Origin of the sequence: Synechocystis sp. PCC 7509 (assembly GCF_000332075.2) — a bacterium.
Taxonomy (GTDB): Bacteria; Cyanobacteriota; Cyanobacteriia; order Cyanobacteriales; family Chroococcidiopsidaceae; genus Aliterella.
The window spans coordinates 578,779-596,613 of the sequence record NZ_ALVU02000001.1; the positions used below are offsets into that span (position 1 = coordinate 578,779).

Here is a 17,835-nt window from a genome sequence, read left to right on the forward strand (position 1 = left end):
GAATCTTTAAGGGCGATCGCTCAATTCCCCAAACCCAACGCCGCAATGATTGACAACATCTCCAAATTTCTGATTGAGCAGTACAGCGCCGATTTTGCCGCTTGGTTATTGGGAGAAGCGATCGCTCTAACTACCATCAATCCTACCGAACTTAATGTTGAACCCATCAGGGCAGATTCAGTAATGTTACCGCAATCGAGTCAAATTATCCTCCATACTGAGTTTCAGACAGTCAGCGACTCGACAATGCCTTTTCGGATGGCAGATTATTATTTACGCTTAAAACGCAAGTTTCCAGAGCGAGATATTCACCAAGTAGTAATTTATCTTAAACCCACAAATTCGGATTTAGTCAGACAAACAAGCTATCAAACCGCCGTAATGACTCATCAGTTTAGAGTAATTAGGTTATGGGAAGAACCATTAGAGGTATTTTTAAGTACGCCAGGACTATTACCCTACGCAGTATTGAGTCGAGCCACAGATAAGGAAAGAGTGTTAGCTCAGGTGTTGGGGGAGTTAGAGCAGATTGCAGACCCTAGAGAACAGAGTAATTTAGTCGCGGCAACGAGTATCTTGGCGGGGTTAGAATTAAATGAACAGACAATCCGACAATTGATGAGGAGTCCAGTCATGCGCGAGTCTACAATGTATCAGGCTATTTTACGCGAAGGCGAAGAACGAGGATTAGAACAAGGATTAGAACAAGGCTTGATAGAAGGTCGCACCGTTGGAGAGAGAGAATTAGTCCTTAAGCAACTTACTCGTAAGTTGGGTAGCTTATCACCTCAATTAACTGCAACAGTAAGCAATCTAACTCTAGAAAGATTAGAAGCTTTGGCGGAAGATTTGTTAGATTTTACCAGCGCGGCGGATTTGGATTCTTGGTTAGACTAATTGATTTAACTAACGCCTAATTTTCGAGCATTGATGAGAAGTCTAAAATGTATCAATCTCTATCAATTATTTGAGGTGTTGAATCATGGATAGAGAAGAATTGATTAGAAAGTACGCTGGAGGGGAAAAAGATAAGACTGGTAGGAAAATTCAAGTTAACTGGATCGATAGAGTCGATAAAGGAATTATTTACCATCAAGCCGACTTCTCCAACTCCTATTTCGAGTTGAGTGGGTTCGACGAATGTGACTTGAGCTTTACTAAATTCGTCCGCGCCCGTATGTATGAAAGTGGTTTCTTCAAAAGTTATATGCCAGGGGCTGATTTTAGAGGCGCTACGTTTGGACAGTGTAGATTCACTGATGTCGATTTTAGAGCTGCTATCTTTAAAAATACTACTGTTAGTGAAACCAGATTTAAAAGATGCAACCTCGCCTATGCCGATTTTACGGGGGCTAGGGAATTCAATCTGAGTGATTGTATAGAATGTCTGTTTCAAGAAACTATCCTGCCCGACGGTAGTATTCGTACTGATGATATTTAAACTAAATATTTCTGTTGTATCAGCTAAAAATGAAGCCGTTGAATCATTAGCGTTAATCCAATTCAAGATTTTATAAAGCTCTTTGCCATTATCTACAAGGCGATCGCATTACCCTAACCAAGATTCCAAATCCTCAACGCTTGTAAAATCAAATATCACCTCCGCTAAAGTCTCCAATTCCTCAAGATTTAGATCGCTGACTTTTGTAGTTATATCTGATGGTAAATTACCCAATTTCCTAGTAAGCAACTTGAGAACTAAGGCTCTTTCTCCGTCAGTACGACCTTCCGCCCGACCTTCCGCCCGACCTTCGCGTAAAATAAATTGATACATCGTAGACTCTCGCATCACTGGACTCCTGATTAGTCGTCGAATTGTCTGTTGCTCTAATTCTAATCCTGCTAATATACTTGTCGCTGCTATTAAATTGCTCTGTTCTCTGGGGTCGGTAATCTGCTCTAACTCCTGCACTACTTGCGCTAACACGCTTTCTTTCTCTGTTGTGCGACTTAACACGGCGTAAGGTGACAATCCTGGACTACTCAAAAACACTTCTACTGGTTCTTCCCATAAGCGAATGACGCGAAACTGGTGAGTCATCACAGGAGTTTGATAGCTCGTTTGTCTAACTAAATCCGAATTCGTCCTTTTGAGGTAAATTACTACTTGTTGAATAGTTTGCTCTGGAAACTTGCGTTTTAAGCGCAGATAATAATCTGCCATCCGAAAGGGCATTGTTTCATCACTAGCGGTTTGAAACTCAGTATGGAGAATCACATCGGTTGATTGCAATAGCATTACTGAATCGGCGCGAATTGGTTCTACATTCAGTTCGGTGGGATTAATAGTAGTGAGACTAATTGATTCACCTAATAACCAAGCGGCAAAATCCGTAGAATATTGTTCAATGAGAAACTTAGAGATGTTGTCAATCACTGGTAAAGCATTGAGGAGAAAAGCAGGACTACTTTATCTTACATAGCTGTGTAACGGCTGTTCCCGATGCAGGAGAACACACGGGTTTGTTTTACTAATAGCAAAAACAACTTGCAGACGGCGGCAATTGAACGCAATATTAGAGCGATTTCTTCTACTTATCTAAGTGTTCGCCGTTCAGGGTGGCGGTGAAATTATCGCCTGTAAAGTAGCGAATACTGTTTTTGGTAAAAGTATAATTATCAAAGCCCCAAAAGCTGTCAATTGCAACAGTGATAAGTTCTCTGGAGTATAAACCAAGTCTCCATAACCAAACAGAAACACTTCGGGATTGAGTAAATCTGACCAAATATTGGTTGCTATAGTATTGAGGTCATTGATTATTTGAGGAGTTGAGTCATGGATAGAGAAGAATTGATACTAAGTTGCAGTCAGAGGTAGTAAATGCCCGCGATAAACAAACGTATTTCGGAGGATTAGACTACAAAACAAAGGAATTTCTCACTTACGTGGCTAAAAAAGGTGATTCCCAAAACACGATCAATTTCTTGGAATATCTCCGTTCACAGCGCCCAGGAGCAAAACTTTTAATAAGTTGGGATGGTGCAAGTTACCACCGTTCGCAGCAAATCAAAGATTATTCAGCTTCATAATTTCACACCAGAGCAATGGTTGATTGTTTGTGAATGGTTTGCTCCCAATGCTCCACAACAAAATCCTGTAGAAGATATCTAGTTACAAGCAAAGAGATTGGTTCGAGAATTTTACTTTTTCTGTTCTTCTTTCTCTGTAGTCGAGGCATTATTTGAATTAGCAATTCACCGTCAATTTTTTGACTTTCCTAAGCTACGTGAATATGGTGTTTTCTCATGAATGATTTAGGATTGCTATAGTTTTAATTGTAAATGGTAGAGTGGGGCGGCTTCTGCGGGATCTAGTCGGCTACACTGCCTACACAAGTTACGATAAATAGGATAATCCGCTTAATTATTTTATGGCATCCCTTAATCGCAAGTCTTCGGACTCGACTAAATCGAAGGAAACTCGTTTTGTTTATCGAGAGTTTGGCGATAGTAATCCAGCTTTAGAAAGGGGAGTTGCGGCCTTACCCCCGGCGGAGCAAAATGTCAGAATCCAAGCTTCTCGTAAAGGACGTAAGGGTAAGACTGTTACTGTAATTACTGGGTTTCAAGCAAAAAATGAAACCTTAAATGAACTTGTGAAAAAGTTAAAAACCCAGTGCGGTACGGGGGGAACAGTTAAAGAAAATGAAATTGAAATCCAAGGAGAACACACCCAAAAGCTTTTACAGATTTTGACGCAGTTGGGCTATAAAGCTAAAATTAGTGGCGGTTAAAAGGCAATTCTATCTATATAGAGATGCTAAAAATGCTAATTTGTGACATCTTGAAAAAGTAGTATAGTAGCTGCGATCGCTTATTGACACGATCATTTTAGCGGCTACAAGGAAGATTGCTATGGATATTATTCGCTTACTAGCTGCAATTTTTTTACCTCCTCTAGGGGTTTTCCTCCAGGTAGGGATAGGAACAGATTTTTGGATAAATATTGTTTTAACGCTGTTTGGCTATGTTCCGGGAATTATCCATGCAGTATGGATAATACTATCTAAAAAGTAAAGAATAAAGCGATCGCTTCTTTAACAAAAGCGATCGCACTTAGTATTGTTTACTTAGGTTTATTGACTGCAAATAATTCAGAGAAAAACTGCCGCATATCTGCAAAAGAGCGCCTATCAGCAGTGGCGTTGTAAGCCGCACCTTTTGAGACATCTTTACCAGCTTCGGGATTAGTAAAACTGTGTACTGTGCCTCCGTACTCTACCATTTGCCAATCAACTTTTGCTTGACGCATCTCGTTTTCAAAAGTATCAACTTGGGCTTTAGGAACTAAAGGATCGTCCGCACCGTGTAGAACTAAAACTTTACTCTTAATATTTGTGGCATCTTTAAGGTTGGGCGTGTCTAAATTGCCGTGAAAGCTAACTACGCCCGCAATATTTGCCCCACTGCGAGCTACTTCTAAAACTGTAGTCCCGCCAAAACAGTAACCGATAGCAGCAATGCGATTTTTATCGGTGAGTTTGTTGTCTTGTAATATTTTTAATCCTACGGCAGCGCGATCGCGCATTAATTTGCGATCAGACTTGTATATACTAGCTTGGGCGGCGGCATCTTTGGGATTAGTGGGTCTAATACCTTTACCGTACATATCAACAGCAAAAGCGACATAGCCAAGGCTTGCTAATTGCTCGGAACGCTTTTTAACATAAGATCCTAAGCCCGTCCATTCATGCACAACCATCACGCCGGGACGTTGCCCTTTAATTGCATCATCGTAAGCTAAATAGCCTTGTAATACGGTATTTCCGTGCTTGTACTCAACAACTTGGGTTTGCACTTTGGCAAAAGCCGCCGTTGAACCGACTATAGTTACAATGGATGCGATCGCTAAAGAAGATAAAACTTTCATTCGGTTGCAAAGAGAAAAGTAGATAATGGGTAAATTATCTTAGCGCGAGTAATTAGACTTAAACATCTTGCCTAAGTAAGGCTACAAATACAAAAGTCCACCATAGGCGGACTTTTTTAAGTTAAAGGAATTAGCGCCCGACTCTGTTTATTGCGTATTTGAACTAGCCAAAGATGGAGCGCCCAAAGTCCGCGCGTACAAGCTAGAGGGTTGTTGTTGAGCAATAACTGGCAACACATTACGTACTTGAGCAGCTACAGCTACAGTCTTCACGTCGTAGACTTGAGTCGCAATTTTGGGGTACAAGCCAATGCCAATAATGGGAACCAATAAGCAAGCGGTAATAAAGATTTCGCGGGGCTTTGCGTCTCCCAAAAACTTTTCAATAACTATGCCAGAGTTTTGTTCGCCGTAGAAAGTTTGACGCAACATAGCAAGTAAGTAAATCGGGGTAAGAATCAAACCTACCGCCGCTAGAAATACGACGACAACTTTAAAGCTAGAACTGTAAACGTCGCTAGTTGCAATTCCTAGAAAAACTGTAAGTTCGCCAACAAAACCGCTCATTCCTGGCAAACCCAAGGAAGCCAAAGAACCCATTGTAAATAAAGCGAATACGGTAGGCATTTGTTTTGCCATTCCCCCTAACTTTTCCATTGCTAAAGTGTGGGTACGTTCGTAAGTTATCCCCGAAAGGAAGAATAGACTAGCCGCAATCAAGCCGTGTGAAACCATTTGCAATACCGCCCCACCGATACCAAGCTCGGTAAAAGAAGCAATTCCAATCAATACAAAACCCATGTGAGCGATGGAAGAATAAGCCAAGCGCCGTTTTAAATGGTCTTGAGCCAAAGCAGCCAAAGAACCGTAAATAATATTGACTACACCCAAAACTACCAATACTGGCGCAAAATAAACGTGAGCATTGGGCAGCATCTCAATATTAAGGCGAATTAGCGCGTAACCGCCCATTTTAAGCATTACTCCCGCCAAAATCATCGATACAGGTGCAGAAGCTTCGCTGTGAGCATCGGGCAACCAAGTATGTAAGGGGAAGATTGGCAGCTTTACACCAAAAGCTATCAAAAAGCCTGCATAAACAAGCAGTTCAAAGTATTTAGGATATTCTTTATATCCCAAAGTTGTCATATCAAAAGTTATAGTATCGCCGTAGAAAGCCATTGCTAGACCTCCTACCAAAATAAATATAGAAGCTGCTGCCGTATAGATAATAAATTTAGTAGCTGCGTAGCGGCGCTTTTCACCGCCCCAGATGGAGATTAATAGGTAAACCGGAACTAACTCCAATTCCCACATTAGGAAAAATAACAACATATCTTGAGCGACAAATACACCAATTTGAGCGCTATACATTGCCAGCATTAAAAAATAAAACAGCTTGGCTTTTTTTTCAACTTTCCATGCTGCCAGCATTGCTAAAGTAGTAATTAAGCCTGTTAGAAGTACCAAAGGCATAGATAGCCCGTCAACCGCTACCGACCACCGGATTCCTAGTTGAGGAATCCAAGCATAACTATCAAATAACTGAAATGCAGATTCTTGTAAGTCATAGCTAGACGAAAAGCAGTAGAGCATTAAAGCTAAGTCTACAATTCCTACTCCAAGAGCGTACCAACGGACAATATTTGTTTTGTTGTCAGGAATGAAGGGGATGGCGAAGGCAGCCACCACAGGCAACAAAGTAATCAGACTCAACCACGGAAATTCGGCGCTAATCATAACTAAGGATTTGTACCTATTGGCTATAGTTTCATTCTATAAACTTAAATAAAGTTTTGTAAAGGGGTAAATCTACGGAAAATCCATTTAATTCGTAAAAAACTTAAGCATAAATACTTAATTATTAAGGGTAAATACAGTTTTGTAACCAAAGATAGAGAAGCGCCGCAGTTAATTAGCTGCGGCGCGGAACTAAAACTTAGGTAATATCAGCTTTAGCGCCTTGAGCATCGAGAGAGAGCGATCGCACGTCTACCATTACCCCCACAGATTGCCAAGCAGAGGCGATCGCCTTTTCCACCTCCGCCGCCTGCATTTTATCTACTAATGCTAGTAAAGTTGGGCCAGCACCACTAATTACCAACCCCAACGCCCCCGCCTCTAGAGCGGCGGTTTGTACCGTCTCAAAGCCATGAATTAGTCCTTGACGATAAGGTTGATGTAACCTGTCTTGCAGTGCCACCTTGAGCCAATCAGCGCGTCCAGTTTGCAAAGCGCGGATTAATAAACCCAAATGCGCCGTATTAAAAATCGCGTCAGCGCGGCTAACTTGCTGTGGTAAAACTTGCCGTGCTTCTGCTGTTGAAAGCTCAAAATTGGGAATCGCAACTACAGGAACAATAGATTCATGCCAAGGTACATCGCAAATTGCCCAAGATTCTCCACTCGCCGCCAACCGACAGCCACCTAGCAAGGCGGGAACTACATTATCTGGATGCCCTTCAAGAGCGATCGCTAAATTCATAATTTCATCAGAACTCAAAGGCAATCCCGCTAAATAATTTGCCCCCAGTAAGCCCCCCACAATCGCCGTTGCCGAACTTCCCAAACCCCTCGCTAGAGGTACATCTAACCCAATTTCAATATGTACGGCGGGAATCTGTTCACCTCTATGTTGATAAAATTTTACAAAGGATTGATAAGCTAGGTTACTTTCATCGGTACTTACTTTTTGTGCTTCTAAACCAGTAACCGAGATCCTAAAACTCTCATTAGGAGTAAATTTAAACTGGTTATATAGAGTTAAAGCCGCGCCAATACAATCAAAACCCGCCCCTAGGTTTGCAGTAGTGGCGGGAACAGTAATATTAATAGCTGTCATATAGATAATTTGCGATCGCGTTACTTACCTTAGCTATCGTATAAGCTAGGCGTGTCTTGACAATCAGAATTTATCTACACAGCTTAAAAGTTGCCGTAATGAGCGATCGCATTTACAATTTTTTCCACTACTTCCGTTAAAGGCAAACTTCCCAATTCCCCAGAGGCGCGGGTACGGATGCTGAGGCTATTGGATTCTACTTCTTTAGCCCCTACAACTGCCATTACAGGAATTTTATCTTTTTCGGCGTTGCGAATCAGTTTCCCTAAACGTTCGTTGCTGGTGTCTGCTTCTACTCGAATACCGCGCGATCGCATCAAAGCCGCTACTTCCATCGTAAAATCTCTTTGGACATCACTTACAGGTAATAATCTTACTTGTACAGGCGCAAGCCATAAAGGGAAGTCTCCGGCGTACTCCTCAATTAAGATCCCAATTAAACGTTCCAACGATCCAAAAGGAGCGCGGTGAATCATTACCGGACGTTTGCGAGTACCATCTTCCGCTACATACTCTAAATTAAACCGCTCTGGTAAGTTGTAATCTACCTGTACCGTCCCTAACTGCCACTCTCTTTCTAAAGCATCGCTGAAAATAAAGTCTAGTTTCGGCCCATAAAACGCCGCTTCGCCGATCCCCTCAAAATGCTCCATCCCTAGCTTTTCTACCGCGCGGCGAATTGCTCCCTGGGCTTTTTCCCAAGCTTCATCAGAGCCAATATATTTATCAGAGGCAGGATCTCTAAAACTCAGTCTTGCTTTAAAGTTTTTTAATTGCAAACTTTTAAACACTGACAAAATTAAATCAACGACATTGAGAAACTCATCATCTAATTGTTCTGGCGTAACAAATAGGTGGGAGTCATCCACCGTAAAGCCGCGTACTCTAGTTAAACCGCCAAGTTCCCCCGATTGCTCATAACGATAAACCGTGCCAAATTCAGCTAAACGCATTGGTAATTCGCGGTAGGAACGCAATTCGCTTTTGTAAATTTGGATGTGAAACGGGCAATTCATCGGTTTAAGGACAAAACCCTGTTCGGCGGCGGCGGCTTCAGAGTCCTCCGCCATCAACGGAAACATATCTTCTTTGTATTTCTGCCAATGTCCAGAAGTTTTAAATAAATCTACCCTAGCGATGTGGGGTGTGACTACTGGCAAATAACCGCGTTTTAGTTGCTCTTGCTGAAGGAAGCTTTCTAAAGTGCTTCTTAGTACAGTTCCTTTGGGTGTCCACAAAGGCAAACCCGGACCCACTTCATCGGAGAAAATAAATAAACCTAATTCTTTACCTAGTTTTCGATGATCTCGCCTGAGAGCTTCTTCTTTGCGCCGCTTATACTCTGCCAATTGTTCGGGAGTTTCCCAAGCTGTTGCATAGATGCGCTGCAACTGAGCTTTGGTTTCATCGCCGCGCCAATATGCCCCAGCGACGCTTTCCAGTTCGATCGCTTTGGGGTTCAAATCGCTAGTATTTTCTAAGTGCGGACCCGCGCACAAATCCCACCATTCTTTACCTAGGTGATAAATTGTAATCGGCTCGGTAATGCCTTCTAATATCTCTAATTTGTAAGGCTCGTTAATTTCCTTAATTCGGCTAGTTGCTTCTTCTCGGTTTATTTCTTCACGAATTACAGGCAACTTACGATTAATAATTTTTACCATCTCTTTTTGGATGGCTTTAAGATCCTTTTCCGTAAAGGGTTCGGGGTTGTCAAAGTCATAATAAAACCCATTTTCAATCCAAGGGCCAATAGTTACTTGTGCCTTGGGAAATAGCTTTTGTACCGCCATTGCCATTACATGAGACGCGGTATGGCGAATTTTTTGTAATGCTGGGGATTCGCTACTACGAGGCAAATATATTTTTTCTGATTGTTCGGGAGATAAAGAGGCTGACATCGGTAGGTTTATTTTGTTAGGACTTCGGCGGTTTTTGCTGAATGCGATCGCTTGTTTAAAATGCGATCGCTTACTTTTTTCTTTCGTTTAAGTATAATTACCTAAACCTTAAGACCGATTTATGAGTTTTTACTTTCTCTATTTTATCTGTCTAACAACTATCCATCTGCCCAATTATGGCAATTAAAGTCGCCAAAAGCCTATAGTGGCTCAGTTTTCCGCAATTTAAGTATTTATAAAGCGGTTTATTATTAAATTTGATTTTATATTATTAAGAAACTTAAATTAAGTTAATATATAGGAGGAAAATACTAATCTATTTTTTCTTCATGCTGAACTCTAACTTGCCGGAGCCAGAATTGCTCAAAACAGTGCTGAAACCACTTTTGCAAGACTTTCATTATTGGTTTGGGCGTAGTTTGGCGCTATTAGAAACTGAGAAAATTGAATTTTTGTCTTTAGAGGAGCAATCAGACTTACTAGAGCGCGTCAAGCAAGCAAAACAAGAAGTAAGCGTTGCCCAAATAATGTTTGAAGCTACCGGAGAGCAAGTTGGCATCGAAATGTCCGCGCTCATGCCCTGGCATCAATTAGTAACAGAATGCTGGAAAGTAGCAATGCGCTTACGTTTACAAAATTCTAATTGGAAAGAAAGCGAAAATTCCAAATAAAATCTAACAACACTCAATAATCAATTATTGAGTGTTAAATAAGCTAATACACCTTTTGAACGACTTTTTAACCGACTGCCTTGGAGAATAACGAAATGTTACATTTACTTTACATTTTAGCTTTTACAGTTCTTGCCTTAATCGCGGTAAGTAATTTAATCCGCAACTTGATTGTCTTTAGTGTGGAAGGAGATGGCGTTTATTCTAGAGGGCAGTCTTCTAGTTATGCTAATGGTAATCATGGTTCGGGTTCAAGAATGGCTCGTTCTGTACCCCATCCAGAGTTTTTAGATAGTACAGGCAAAATAATTAAAGATCCGCTTTTAGTTATGCGTTCTATCGATGTTCAAGATGCCCGCGCTCATTTGGATGCACTTTACGAAGCTTCTCCTGGGTATAGTGGTGAAATTGACAAGGAAAATTAAGTAAACAAATTTATTAATAAACTTTAAAAAACCTACTCTGTCTAAAATGGCATGGGTAGTTTTTTATTGAGTGTCAAAAAACTACTCGTCTTTAAACACCTGATATTTCTCCTCATCAATCCGTCCAGCTTCATACAGTGTTTTTGTAATTTCTGAAATAGTTAAAACAGCATGAGCGCAATAACCATGAGCTTTTAATCTATCTTTAACCCCTTGCTCGTGATCCATAAACACTACAATGTCATTAACTATAAGTCCCGCAGATTCTATTTTTTGAGCGCCAACAATTGCACTTTTACCACTAATCAAAATATCATCAACAACAACCACCGTTTCGCCGGGACAAAAATTACCTTCAATAACTTTACGAGTTCCATGAGCTTTGACTTCTTTACGAGGGAAAATCATTGGATAACTCAAACGCATTGATAAGCCTGTAGCCGTAGGTAATGAACCGTAAGGAATTCCCGCAATGCGATCGAATTGCAAAGTTTTTAATATATCAGCGTAAGCCGTCAAAATTAACGAGAAAACTTGCGGATTAGAAATGATTTTTCGCAAATCGACATAATAGGGAAAAGTTGCCCCCGATGCTTGAACAAAATCACCAAACATAATGCAACCAAGATCGTAAAGCTGCAAAATTAAATCTAAATAACGGTGTCGATCTAACAAACAAACATCGGGCAACCAAATAGTACAACTAGAAGCATTAGAAATAACTTCTTCCCTAACTTGGTTAATTTCTAAGCGTAAAGAATTAATTTTTTCCGGCTGGGTAGTCAACATATCTTGAGGAACGGGAATTAGTAACCCATCACCATTACTATTTAAACCCGCCGTTAAAATATTGTGTAAATTACCACCCTCTGCCCAAATACTCCGCGCCAGTATAACTCGTTCGGGTGCGATCGCCCTGACTCTAGCCAAAACCTCTGGTGAAGTCGTCCCCACTTCCAAACCAACTTGTTCTAAAGTTCCCCAAGTTTGAGCAGCTTTAACTACCTGCAAGTACAATGGAGCATCATTATTAGGATACTGCTGCAAAGCTATAGCACCCAAGTTAGAAGTACAGGCTAAAATAAATACCGATTTACCTGGATAAACTAAAAACGGCGCGACATGATCTTGCCCTACGTAAGGACTTAAAGTAATCGCATCTACTCCCCACTGAGTAAATACCGTCCGCGCAAAAACACTGCTGGTATTAAGGTCGCTATGTTTGGCATCTAGAATCACTGGAATATGACTAGGAATGGCTTTCAGTGTTTGTGCGAGTAATTCCAACCCGCGCGCGCCCAAAGCCTCGTAGAAGCCCAAGGTGGGCTTGTAAGCGCACACCAAATCGGCAGTTTGAGCGATAATTAATTGCAGAGCGTCGGACAAATCGGCGATCGCATCAGACTTACTACTACTTGGCATCATTTCTAGATTGGGATCGAGTCCCACAAATAGCAAACTTTGATTATTGGCGATCGCGGCATTTAACTTATCAAAAAAATTCATGGGATAACTGACGATAAGGAAAGCTATAAAATGGCATCAATATATAAATTTTTAGCCTGCCAAGGCACAGACTTACAATTGATGCTGTAAACAAAGTAGCGATCGCCAATCAATTAGACGCAATTACTCAGAAGTTATTGATGGCGAATTATCAGCATTTTGAGTATTTGTTGCAGTGGAAACGATTTCACACCGCTCCTCTACAGACCAACTATTTAGTAAAGATTGTAGTTTCATTCTTTCAATGTAGGGCCAGCCTCCTTCCGATTCAATATCTTTGAGCAAAGTATGAAATCCATGACGGCTATCAGGTAAAGACTCTTGGAAAACTCCTTCTCGAATCTCTCTATGCCAAGCTTCTAGACATCGCAGCAAAGCTAAGAGCGCTAAACTATCGCCTTGACAGCTTTGGGCTAAAGTTTGAACATCTGTACCAATAGCTGCTAATTTTTCCTCAATATCCGTGCTTCTATCCATTAAAATTCCTCGCTCGCTCCCCCATCAAATATTTTTGCATTCCCATAAAATTTATTACTTTGTGTTTCAAAGCCATAGATTAACTAAATGCTCCCCAGAGTAAACGTAACATCCCCGTGTAAAATTCTGTATTGGGGTCTAAAGTGAATCTTTCTGCAAACCATCACTCTTGAGCTAAATTAATCCAGGTCAAGAGCTTCTAAAAACAATAATTGCAGGAGAGAGACGTAGTCTAAACCACTGCCTAAGTTGCTTAAAGTGCGATTACGGGTAAGGGCGACTATAGGTGGAGGAGCATTTTACTAATAAAGTAGAAGACTCACCTTCCTAACAAGGCATCCGATATTAGCCCAGTTCAATTGTATTATTAGGGCTATCCGGTTAAATATGGAGTTTATAACACATTGAGGTTAACCATGAGGTATCGCGCTTTAATTATTGCCTTTTTAGCAGTCTTTTTAGGGCTAATAACTGCTTGTAGTGATGCCACTATGGCATCGGAAAGTCGAGATGTACTTACCTATGACCAAATTAGAGGTACAGGTCTTGCCAATAAATGTCCGCAAATGGCAGAGACTACTCGCGGTTCCATTGCTCTCGATCCAAATCAGTCCTATAGAATTACCGAGATGTGCTTGGAACCCACAACTTTTTTTATTAAAGAAGAACCTGTTAACAAACGTCAAAAAGCCGAATTTATTGCCGGAAAATTGTTGACTCGCTATACTTCCACTATTGACCAAGTACAAGGCAAACTCAAGCTAAATGACGATCGCAGTTTGACTTTTGTAGAAGAAGATGGTCTTGACTTCCAAGCAATCACTGTTCAACTACCCGGTGGCGAACGAGTACCGTTTTTGTTTACCATTAAAGACTTAGTTGCCCAGTCACAACCTGGTTTAACTAGCATCAACACTTCTACAGATTTTGAAGGCAAGTTTAAGGTTCCTTCCTACCGAGGTTCGGCGTTTCTCGATCCTAAAGGTCGCGGTGTAACCGCAGGCTACGATAATGCCGTAGCTCTACCTTCTAGCGCCGATGACGAAGAACTTACCCGTGCCAACATGAAGCAAGCTGAAGTTGGTGAAGGCACTATTTCGTTGCAAATTGCCAAAGTAGACAGCAATACCGGAGAAATTGCTGGCACTTTCCAGAGCGAACAGCCCTCAGATACCGATTTGGGAGCCGCCGAAGCTAAAGAAGTTAAAATTCGTGGTTTGTTTTTCGCTCGGATTGATACTGCCGCGCTTTAAAAGGCGATCGCACTTAGCTAGATAAGCGATAACTCATAAATCGAGCAGTCTTTACTTATCACAAAAAGGGCATTTAGCCCTTTTTTTATTGACAAATATTATATGTAGGAAGATTCATTGAGGCGATCGAGTAGTTTAACTTAGTAATTTTCTCTAAATTTGGTTTAACTTTAGCTAAAATTCAGTGAATTTTCGGTAGCAAAAATGGCAATAAAATTAATATTCTTAGTGTTAGAGATTCAATCTATCTCGTTGGCTTGACTAAAAATAACTTTTACCCTCCTTTTAATGGCTTCTTGATTCACTCCCTATATTTATTTTGCTGTAGTTTGCTTGTCTGCCTCTTTCAACATTAATAATCTTAAAACTTAAGTAGCATAAAAAAATATGGTGTTAGCATATACCGGAAGTAATAATGAAGTTAAGCAAGAGAGCGCGGCTCTGTTACGAGAGTATCAGCAGACCCAATCGGCTAATATTCGCAATGAAATCGTCACGCTGAACTATGGATTGGTAAGAAAAGAAGCTTATTACTGGACGAATCAGTGTACAGAAAGCTATGATGACCTGCTTCAAGTAGGCTGTCTGGGTTTGATTCGCGCCATCGAAAAATTTGAATTATCTAAAGGAATTGCGTTTAGTTCTTTTGCTATCCCCTATATTCGAGGTGAAATCCAACACTATCTGCGCGACAAAGGAGTTATGGTCAAAATTCCTCGGCGCTGGTTAGCATTACAACAGCAGGCGATAGGAGTTACTCGTCAACTACAACAAAAGTACAACCGCCAACCTACAGATACTGAAGTTGTTACGGCTTTGAACATCACTATGGCTGAATGGCAAGAAGTCAAACTTGCTTGGACAAACCGCTCTCCTCTAAGTTTGGACACCCCAGCCCAAGATGGAGATGAAGACTCCGCATTGTTAGGGGACACAGTTCCCGATGCCCAATATACCAGTTTCCAACTAGCCCAAGAAGATCAACTTCGTCTGCAAGAAGCATTAGTTCAATTAGAACAAAAAACTCATGAAATTTTAAAGTTTGTGTTTTTATATGACTTAACGCAAAAAGAAGTTGCTGAACATCTAGGGATTAGTGTCATTACCGTATCGCGTCGCGTCAAGCAAGGACTAGCCTCTTTGAAAAAACTCATGCTTGTTCCCGAAGATTAGGACTGTATTGAGTTTCTGCTAATCATACTTTATTAGCAGAAACTTGACATTTTAGGCTTAATTGGTAATATGCAAATAAATTAATCTTAATCTTGGCAAAACTAGCGTTGAGTCACCTAAAAAAACCCAGATAAATAAATAATTTTTAATTTTGCTCAGTAATTTTACGGAGCAAAAATTTTTATTTATAAATTAGTTAAAATTAGTAAAATCTGCTTTATTAAGCAAAGTTTAGAAAGTTGCAATTAAATTACCAATTTAAGTACAAAATAAAGTTTTAGTTTATAATAATCGTGCTATACGTAATAGTTATATTACTTAAAAAAACGGCAAAGTACCTGTTTTAAAATAAGGACAGTTATTTATTAAAACTATTTAGTGAAATTATGCGCCAAATCTCAACAACAGCATTTTTAGGAATGTTAGCTTTAACAATAACTGGGTGTCCATCGTCAAACACTCAACAAAGCAGTCCTGTACCATCGCCTTCTACGGCTCCAGTTGTAGTTACCACTCCCCCAGTGAAACCACCCTTAGTGGCTTCAGACCCAAGTAGTGCCGCCAACTTAGCGCCGGGATTAATTCAACCAACTAATGCAAATCAACGCGCCAAACAGGTAGCAAAAGGCAATCGAGATCCTTTTACCGCATTGTTTTTACCTGTTCCAGCTCCTCCCATAAGTGTAGGAGGAAATAGCTCTAATGCTCCTGCCCAAACTCCACAAACGGGAAGTTCGCCTAGAAACATAAATAGTGGGCAGTCAAGACCTAATGTAACTATTAATGTTAATAATCCTAGGACTGCGCCAGGTTCGAGGACTGCGCCAAATCAGAACAACTTAAGAAATGGCACAACTACATCAATCCAAAACATTCCAGTGCCACCTAATACAGCGCAGCCAAATAATAGTTTGGAACCCGTACTACCAGTACAACAAGAACCAGACTTGGCAGAAAGTGTAATGGTTATGGGTGTAATTCAAATTGGCGAACAAACTCAAGCAATTGTTCAAGTACCTAGTGAAGCAACAAGTCGATATGTTCAAGTAGGGCAAACACTATCAAACGGACAAGTATTAGTAAAAAGAATCGAGTTGAATGCAGGTGCAGAGCCATTAGTTATTTTGGAACAATACGGTGTTGAAGTTTCTAAAGCTGTAGGCGAACAAGCTCCAAGCCAGGCGCAGCAAACAACACCTGCGGCGGCGGTTCCGTATTTACCACCGCAAAATGCTAGTACGGCTTCGGTAGAACTTCCAGCACCGCCACCCAATATCAATACGCCGCAAGCAAATATTTCTCTACCAACACTGTCATTACCCAATATCCCTGTAGCAGCTAGGTAACAATGGATAATAATCGAGAAAATTTAACAATTCAATTTTCTAACTTACCTTTGGCAGTGTATCGAGAAATTGCCGCTCATCTCTGCCAAGTCGAAGAAGTGGAAACAAAGTTGCTACCTACTTCCAAGACAGAATTTAATTACAATGACAGCCAAATTGAAAGTCTACAAATTCAACTGCCTGCTGCTAACTTGCACTGTAGAGAGCAAGTAGAAAAAATTTTGGCTTACTATCAAAATATTTTTGGAGTAGTACAAAGGCTTTAGCTTGTCTGTATTTGATGTACTAACGTGGCGCATTTTTTGTGAAAAGTGTGTAGTTTCGGCTGTTTGGCGATCGCGCAGTTAAGCAATTGTCAAGTCCTCAACTCCCCAAACTAAATTGTATTACGGAATTTAAAGTTCTGTAGCCTTTTACTAGCAGTGCGATCGCCTGTGCGGTAGACTATGCCTTAATTATGAGTTTGTATCTAATACTAGCGCTCGTTAGGAGTTTTGCTTCAATGTCTCATACAGTCAAAATCTACGATACCTGCATCGGCTGCACCCAATGCGTCCGCGCCTGTCCTACAGACGTTCTAGAGATGGTTCCTTGGGATGGCTGCAAAGCTGGTCAAATTGCCTCATCACCACGTACAGAAGATTGTGTAGGCTGCAAGCGGTGCGAAACTGCTTGTCCTACCGACTTCTTAAGCATCCGGGTTTATCTGGGTGCAGAAACTACGCGCAGCATGGGTCTAGCATATTAACTAAGAAATTTCCCCAAATTTCTCTAGATAACGTTGATCTAAAACCTGCGTTAGCAAAAATAGCTAGGAAAAACTAGAGAGAGTCAATTAATTGACTCTCTCTTTTTTGTTTGGCAATCCCTTGAGATCAAATAAAACGGCATTGATTAGGGATATTAAGAGCTATTTCATCGCTAAAAAAATAAAACTTAACCTTCTGTTGCCGTTACGGTTTCCCCAACTACCTAATAGATGAATTTTTGTAACTAATAAGAAAAACTTTATTAGTTAAGAAATTTATACTTATGATTAGGGTTGCCGCTATAGGCTTTTTCAAGTATTAAAATTTTAGTTGAGTCATAACAAAGCATCTACAAATATTGCGACTCGATTACAGGGTATCTATCAAAGTGTTTTCGGCACAGTTGAGATTTGCAAAAGTGAATTGACTGATTGAAGGCTATTACTTTCAATCATTGCTGTAAGCTTTAAAGTTTTTATTCTAGGCAATAGCAGTTTTCTACTGCTTGTCAAGACTTGCATGAATACCGTTAATTCCTTAACTACAAAAAATTAGCGTTGTCAGCACCAACTTAAAGCGCGGACATCAAGCTTCAAGTCAGTTTATTGAACCGTTGAAAATT

Annotated in this window: 20 protein-coding genes; 13 read left to right on the forward strand and 7 right to left on the reverse strand. The window is 40.6% G+C overall.

Annotation, left to right across the window (positions count from 1 at the left end):
- Positions 1-45 precede the first annotated feature (45 nt).
- Complete coding sequence (locus SYN7509_RS0203000; RefSeq protein ID WP_009631940.1) at positions 46-897, forward strand: Rpn family recombination-promoting nuclease/putative transposase; 852 nt, start codon at positions 46-48, stop codon at positions 895-897.
- Between the two features lie 280 nt (positions 898-1,177).
- Positions 1,178-1,441 carry a pentapeptide repeat-containing protein gene (locus SYN7509_RS31620; protein WP_369792302.1) on the forward strand — a complete coding sequence of 88 codons (264 nt, stop codon included), beginning with the start codon at positions 1,178-1,180 and terminating at the stop codon, positions 1,439-1,441.
- Positions 1,442-1,549: 108 nt separating this feature from the next.
- Here the strand turns inward: SYN7509_RS31620 and SYN7509_RS0203010 are convergent, their stop codons facing one another.
- A complete protein-coding gene (locus SYN7509_RS0203010) occupies positions 1,550-2,377 on the reverse strand; it encodes an Rpn family recombination-promoting nuclease/putative transposase (protein ID WP_009631942.1) in 828 nt (275 codons plus the stop codon).
- 66 nt (positions 2,378-2,443) lie between these two features.
- Between SYN7509_RS0203010 and SYN7509_RS31205 the strand changes: the two genes are divergently transcribed.
- From SYN7509_RS31205 to SYN7509_RS28170, 4 genes are all read left to right on the forward strand, one after another.
- Complete coding sequence (locus SYN7509_RS31205; RefSeq protein ID WP_255327281.1) at positions 2,444-2,569, forward strand: hypothetical protein; 126 nt, start codon at positions 2,444-2,446, stop codon at positions 2,567-2,569.
- Positions 2,570-2,977: 408 nt separating this feature from the next.
- Positions 2,978-3,112 carry a hypothetical protein gene (locus tag SYN7509_RS31210; RefSeq protein ID WP_255327282.1) on the forward strand — a complete coding sequence of 45 codons (135 nt, stop codon included), beginning with the start codon at positions 2,978-2,980 and terminating at the stop codon, positions 3,110-3,112.
- 259 nt (positions 3,113-3,371) lie between these two features.
- The gene (locus SYN7509_RS0203020) at positions 3,372-3,734 is read left to right on the forward strand and encodes a translation initiation factor (protein WP_009631943.1); all 363 of its coding nucleotides are present in this window, start codon (positions 3,372-3,374) and stop codon (positions 3,732-3,734) included.
- A gap of 121 nt (positions 3,735-3,855) precedes the next feature.
- Positions 3,856-4,017 carry a YqaE/Pmp3 family membrane protein gene (locus SYN7509_RS28170; RefSeq protein ID WP_009631944.1) on the forward strand — a complete coding sequence of 54 codons (162 nt, stop codon included), beginning with the start codon at positions 3,856-3,858 and terminating at the stop codon, positions 4,015-4,017.
- A 49-nt stretch (positions 4,018-4,066) separates the two neighbouring features.
- On the opposite strand, the gene SYN7509_RS0203030 is transcribed toward SYN7509_RS28170, so the two are convergent.
- The 4 genes from SYN7509_RS0203030 to thrS form a co-directional block, all read right to left on the reverse strand.
- Positions 4,067-4,870 (reverse strand): dienelactone hydrolase family protein, encoded by an 804-nt coding sequence (locus SYN7509_RS0203030; protein WP_009631945.1) that lies wholly within the window; start codon positions 4,868-4,870, stop codon positions 4,067-4,069.
- 147 nt (positions 4,871-5,017) lie between these two features.
- Complete coding sequence (locus SYN7509_RS0203035) at positions 5,018-6,610, reverse strand: NAD(P)H-quinone oxidoreductase subunit 4 (protein ID WP_009631946.1); 1,593 nt, start codon at positions 6,608-6,610, stop codon at positions 5,018-5,020.
- Positions 6,611-6,809: 199 nt separating this feature from the next.
- Complete coding sequence (thrB, locus tag SYN7509_RS0203040) at positions 6,810-7,712, reverse strand: homoserine kinase (protein ID WP_009631947.1); 903 nt, start codon at positions 7,710-7,712, stop codon at positions 6,810-6,812.
- An 83-nt stretch (positions 7,713-7,795) separates the two neighbouring features.
- Positions 7,796-9,613, reverse strand: a complete 1,818-nt coding sequence (gene thrS / locus SYN7509_RS0203045) for a threonine--tRNA ligase (RefSeq protein ID WP_009631948.1) — start codon at positions 9,611-9,613, stop codon at positions 7,796-7,798.
- A 329-nt stretch (positions 9,614-9,942) separates the two neighbouring features.
- On the opposite strand from thrS, the gene SYN7509_RS0203050 reads away from it, so the two are divergent.
- Together SYN7509_RS0203050 and SYN7509_RS0203055 are read left to right on the forward strand one after the other, a co-directional pair.
- Entirely contained in the window at positions 9,943-10,284 is a 342-nt protein-coding gene (locus tag SYN7509_RS0203050; RefSeq protein WP_009631949.1) for a DUF2605 domain-containing protein, read from the forward strand.
- Positions 10,285-10,379: 95 nt separating this feature from the next.
- Entirely contained in the window at positions 10,380-10,709 is a 330-nt protein-coding gene (locus SYN7509_RS0203055; RefSeq protein WP_009631950.1) for a DUF2973 domain-containing protein, read from the forward strand.
- 81 nt (positions 10,710-10,790) lie between these two features.
- On the opposite strand, the gene SYN7509_RS0203060 is transcribed toward SYN7509_RS0203055, so the two are convergent.
- Together SYN7509_RS0203060 and SYN7509_RS24980 are read right to left on the reverse strand one after the other, a co-directional pair.
- The gene (locus tag SYN7509_RS0203060) at positions 10,791-12,215 is read right to left on the reverse strand and encodes a bifunctional orotidine-5'-phosphate decarboxylase/orotate phosphoribosyltransferase (protein ID WP_009631951.1); all 1,425 of its coding nucleotides are present in this window, start codon (positions 12,213-12,215) and stop codon (positions 10,791-10,793) included.
- Positions 12,216-12,338: 123 nt separating this feature from the next.
- A complete protein-coding gene (locus SYN7509_RS24980; RefSeq protein WP_009631952.1) occupies positions 12,339-12,692 on the reverse strand; it encodes a hypothetical protein in 354 nt (117 codons plus the stop codon).
- A gap of 416 nt (positions 12,693-13,108) precedes the next feature.
- Between SYN7509_RS24980 and SYN7509_RS0203070 the strand changes: the two genes are divergently transcribed.
- The 5 genes from SYN7509_RS0203070 to psaC all read left to right on the forward strand — a co-directional run bounded on the left by SYN7509_RS0203070 (position 13,109) and on the right by psaC (position 17,212).
- Positions 13,109-13,945: a photosystem II manganese-stabilizing polypeptide gene (locus SYN7509_RS0203070; RefSeq protein ID WP_009631953.1), complete on the forward strand. Its 837-nt coding sequence runs from the start codon at positions 13,109-13,111 to the stop codon at positions 13,943-13,945.
- Between the two features lie 387 nt (positions 13,946-14,332).
- Positions 14,333-15,118: an RNA polymerase sigma factor SigF gene (locus tag SYN7509_RS0203075; RefSeq protein ID WP_009631954.1), complete on the forward strand. Its 786-nt coding sequence runs from the start codon at positions 14,333-14,335 to the stop codon at positions 15,116-15,118.
- Between the two features lie 386 nt (positions 15,119-15,504).
- Positions 15,505-16,464, forward strand: coding sequence for a hypothetical protein (locus SYN7509_RS0203080; protein ID WP_009631955.1), 960 nt, complete (start codon positions 15,505-15,507; stop codon positions 16,462-16,464).
- A gap of 2 nt (positions 16,465-16,466) precedes the next feature.
- The gene (locus tag SYN7509_RS0203085) at positions 16,467-16,730 is read left to right on the forward strand and encodes a hypothetical protein (protein ID WP_009631956.1); all 264 of its coding nucleotides are present in this window, start codon (positions 16,467-16,469) and stop codon (positions 16,728-16,730) included.
- Between the two features lie 236 nt (positions 16,731-16,966).
- Positions 16,967-17,212: a photosystem I iron-sulfur center protein PsaC gene (psaC, locus tag SYN7509_RS28175; RefSeq protein WP_009556083.1), complete on the forward strand. Its 246-nt coding sequence runs from the start codon at positions 16,967-16,969 to the stop codon at positions 17,210-17,212.
- The last annotated feature ends 623 nt before the right edge of the window (positions 17,213-17,835 follow it).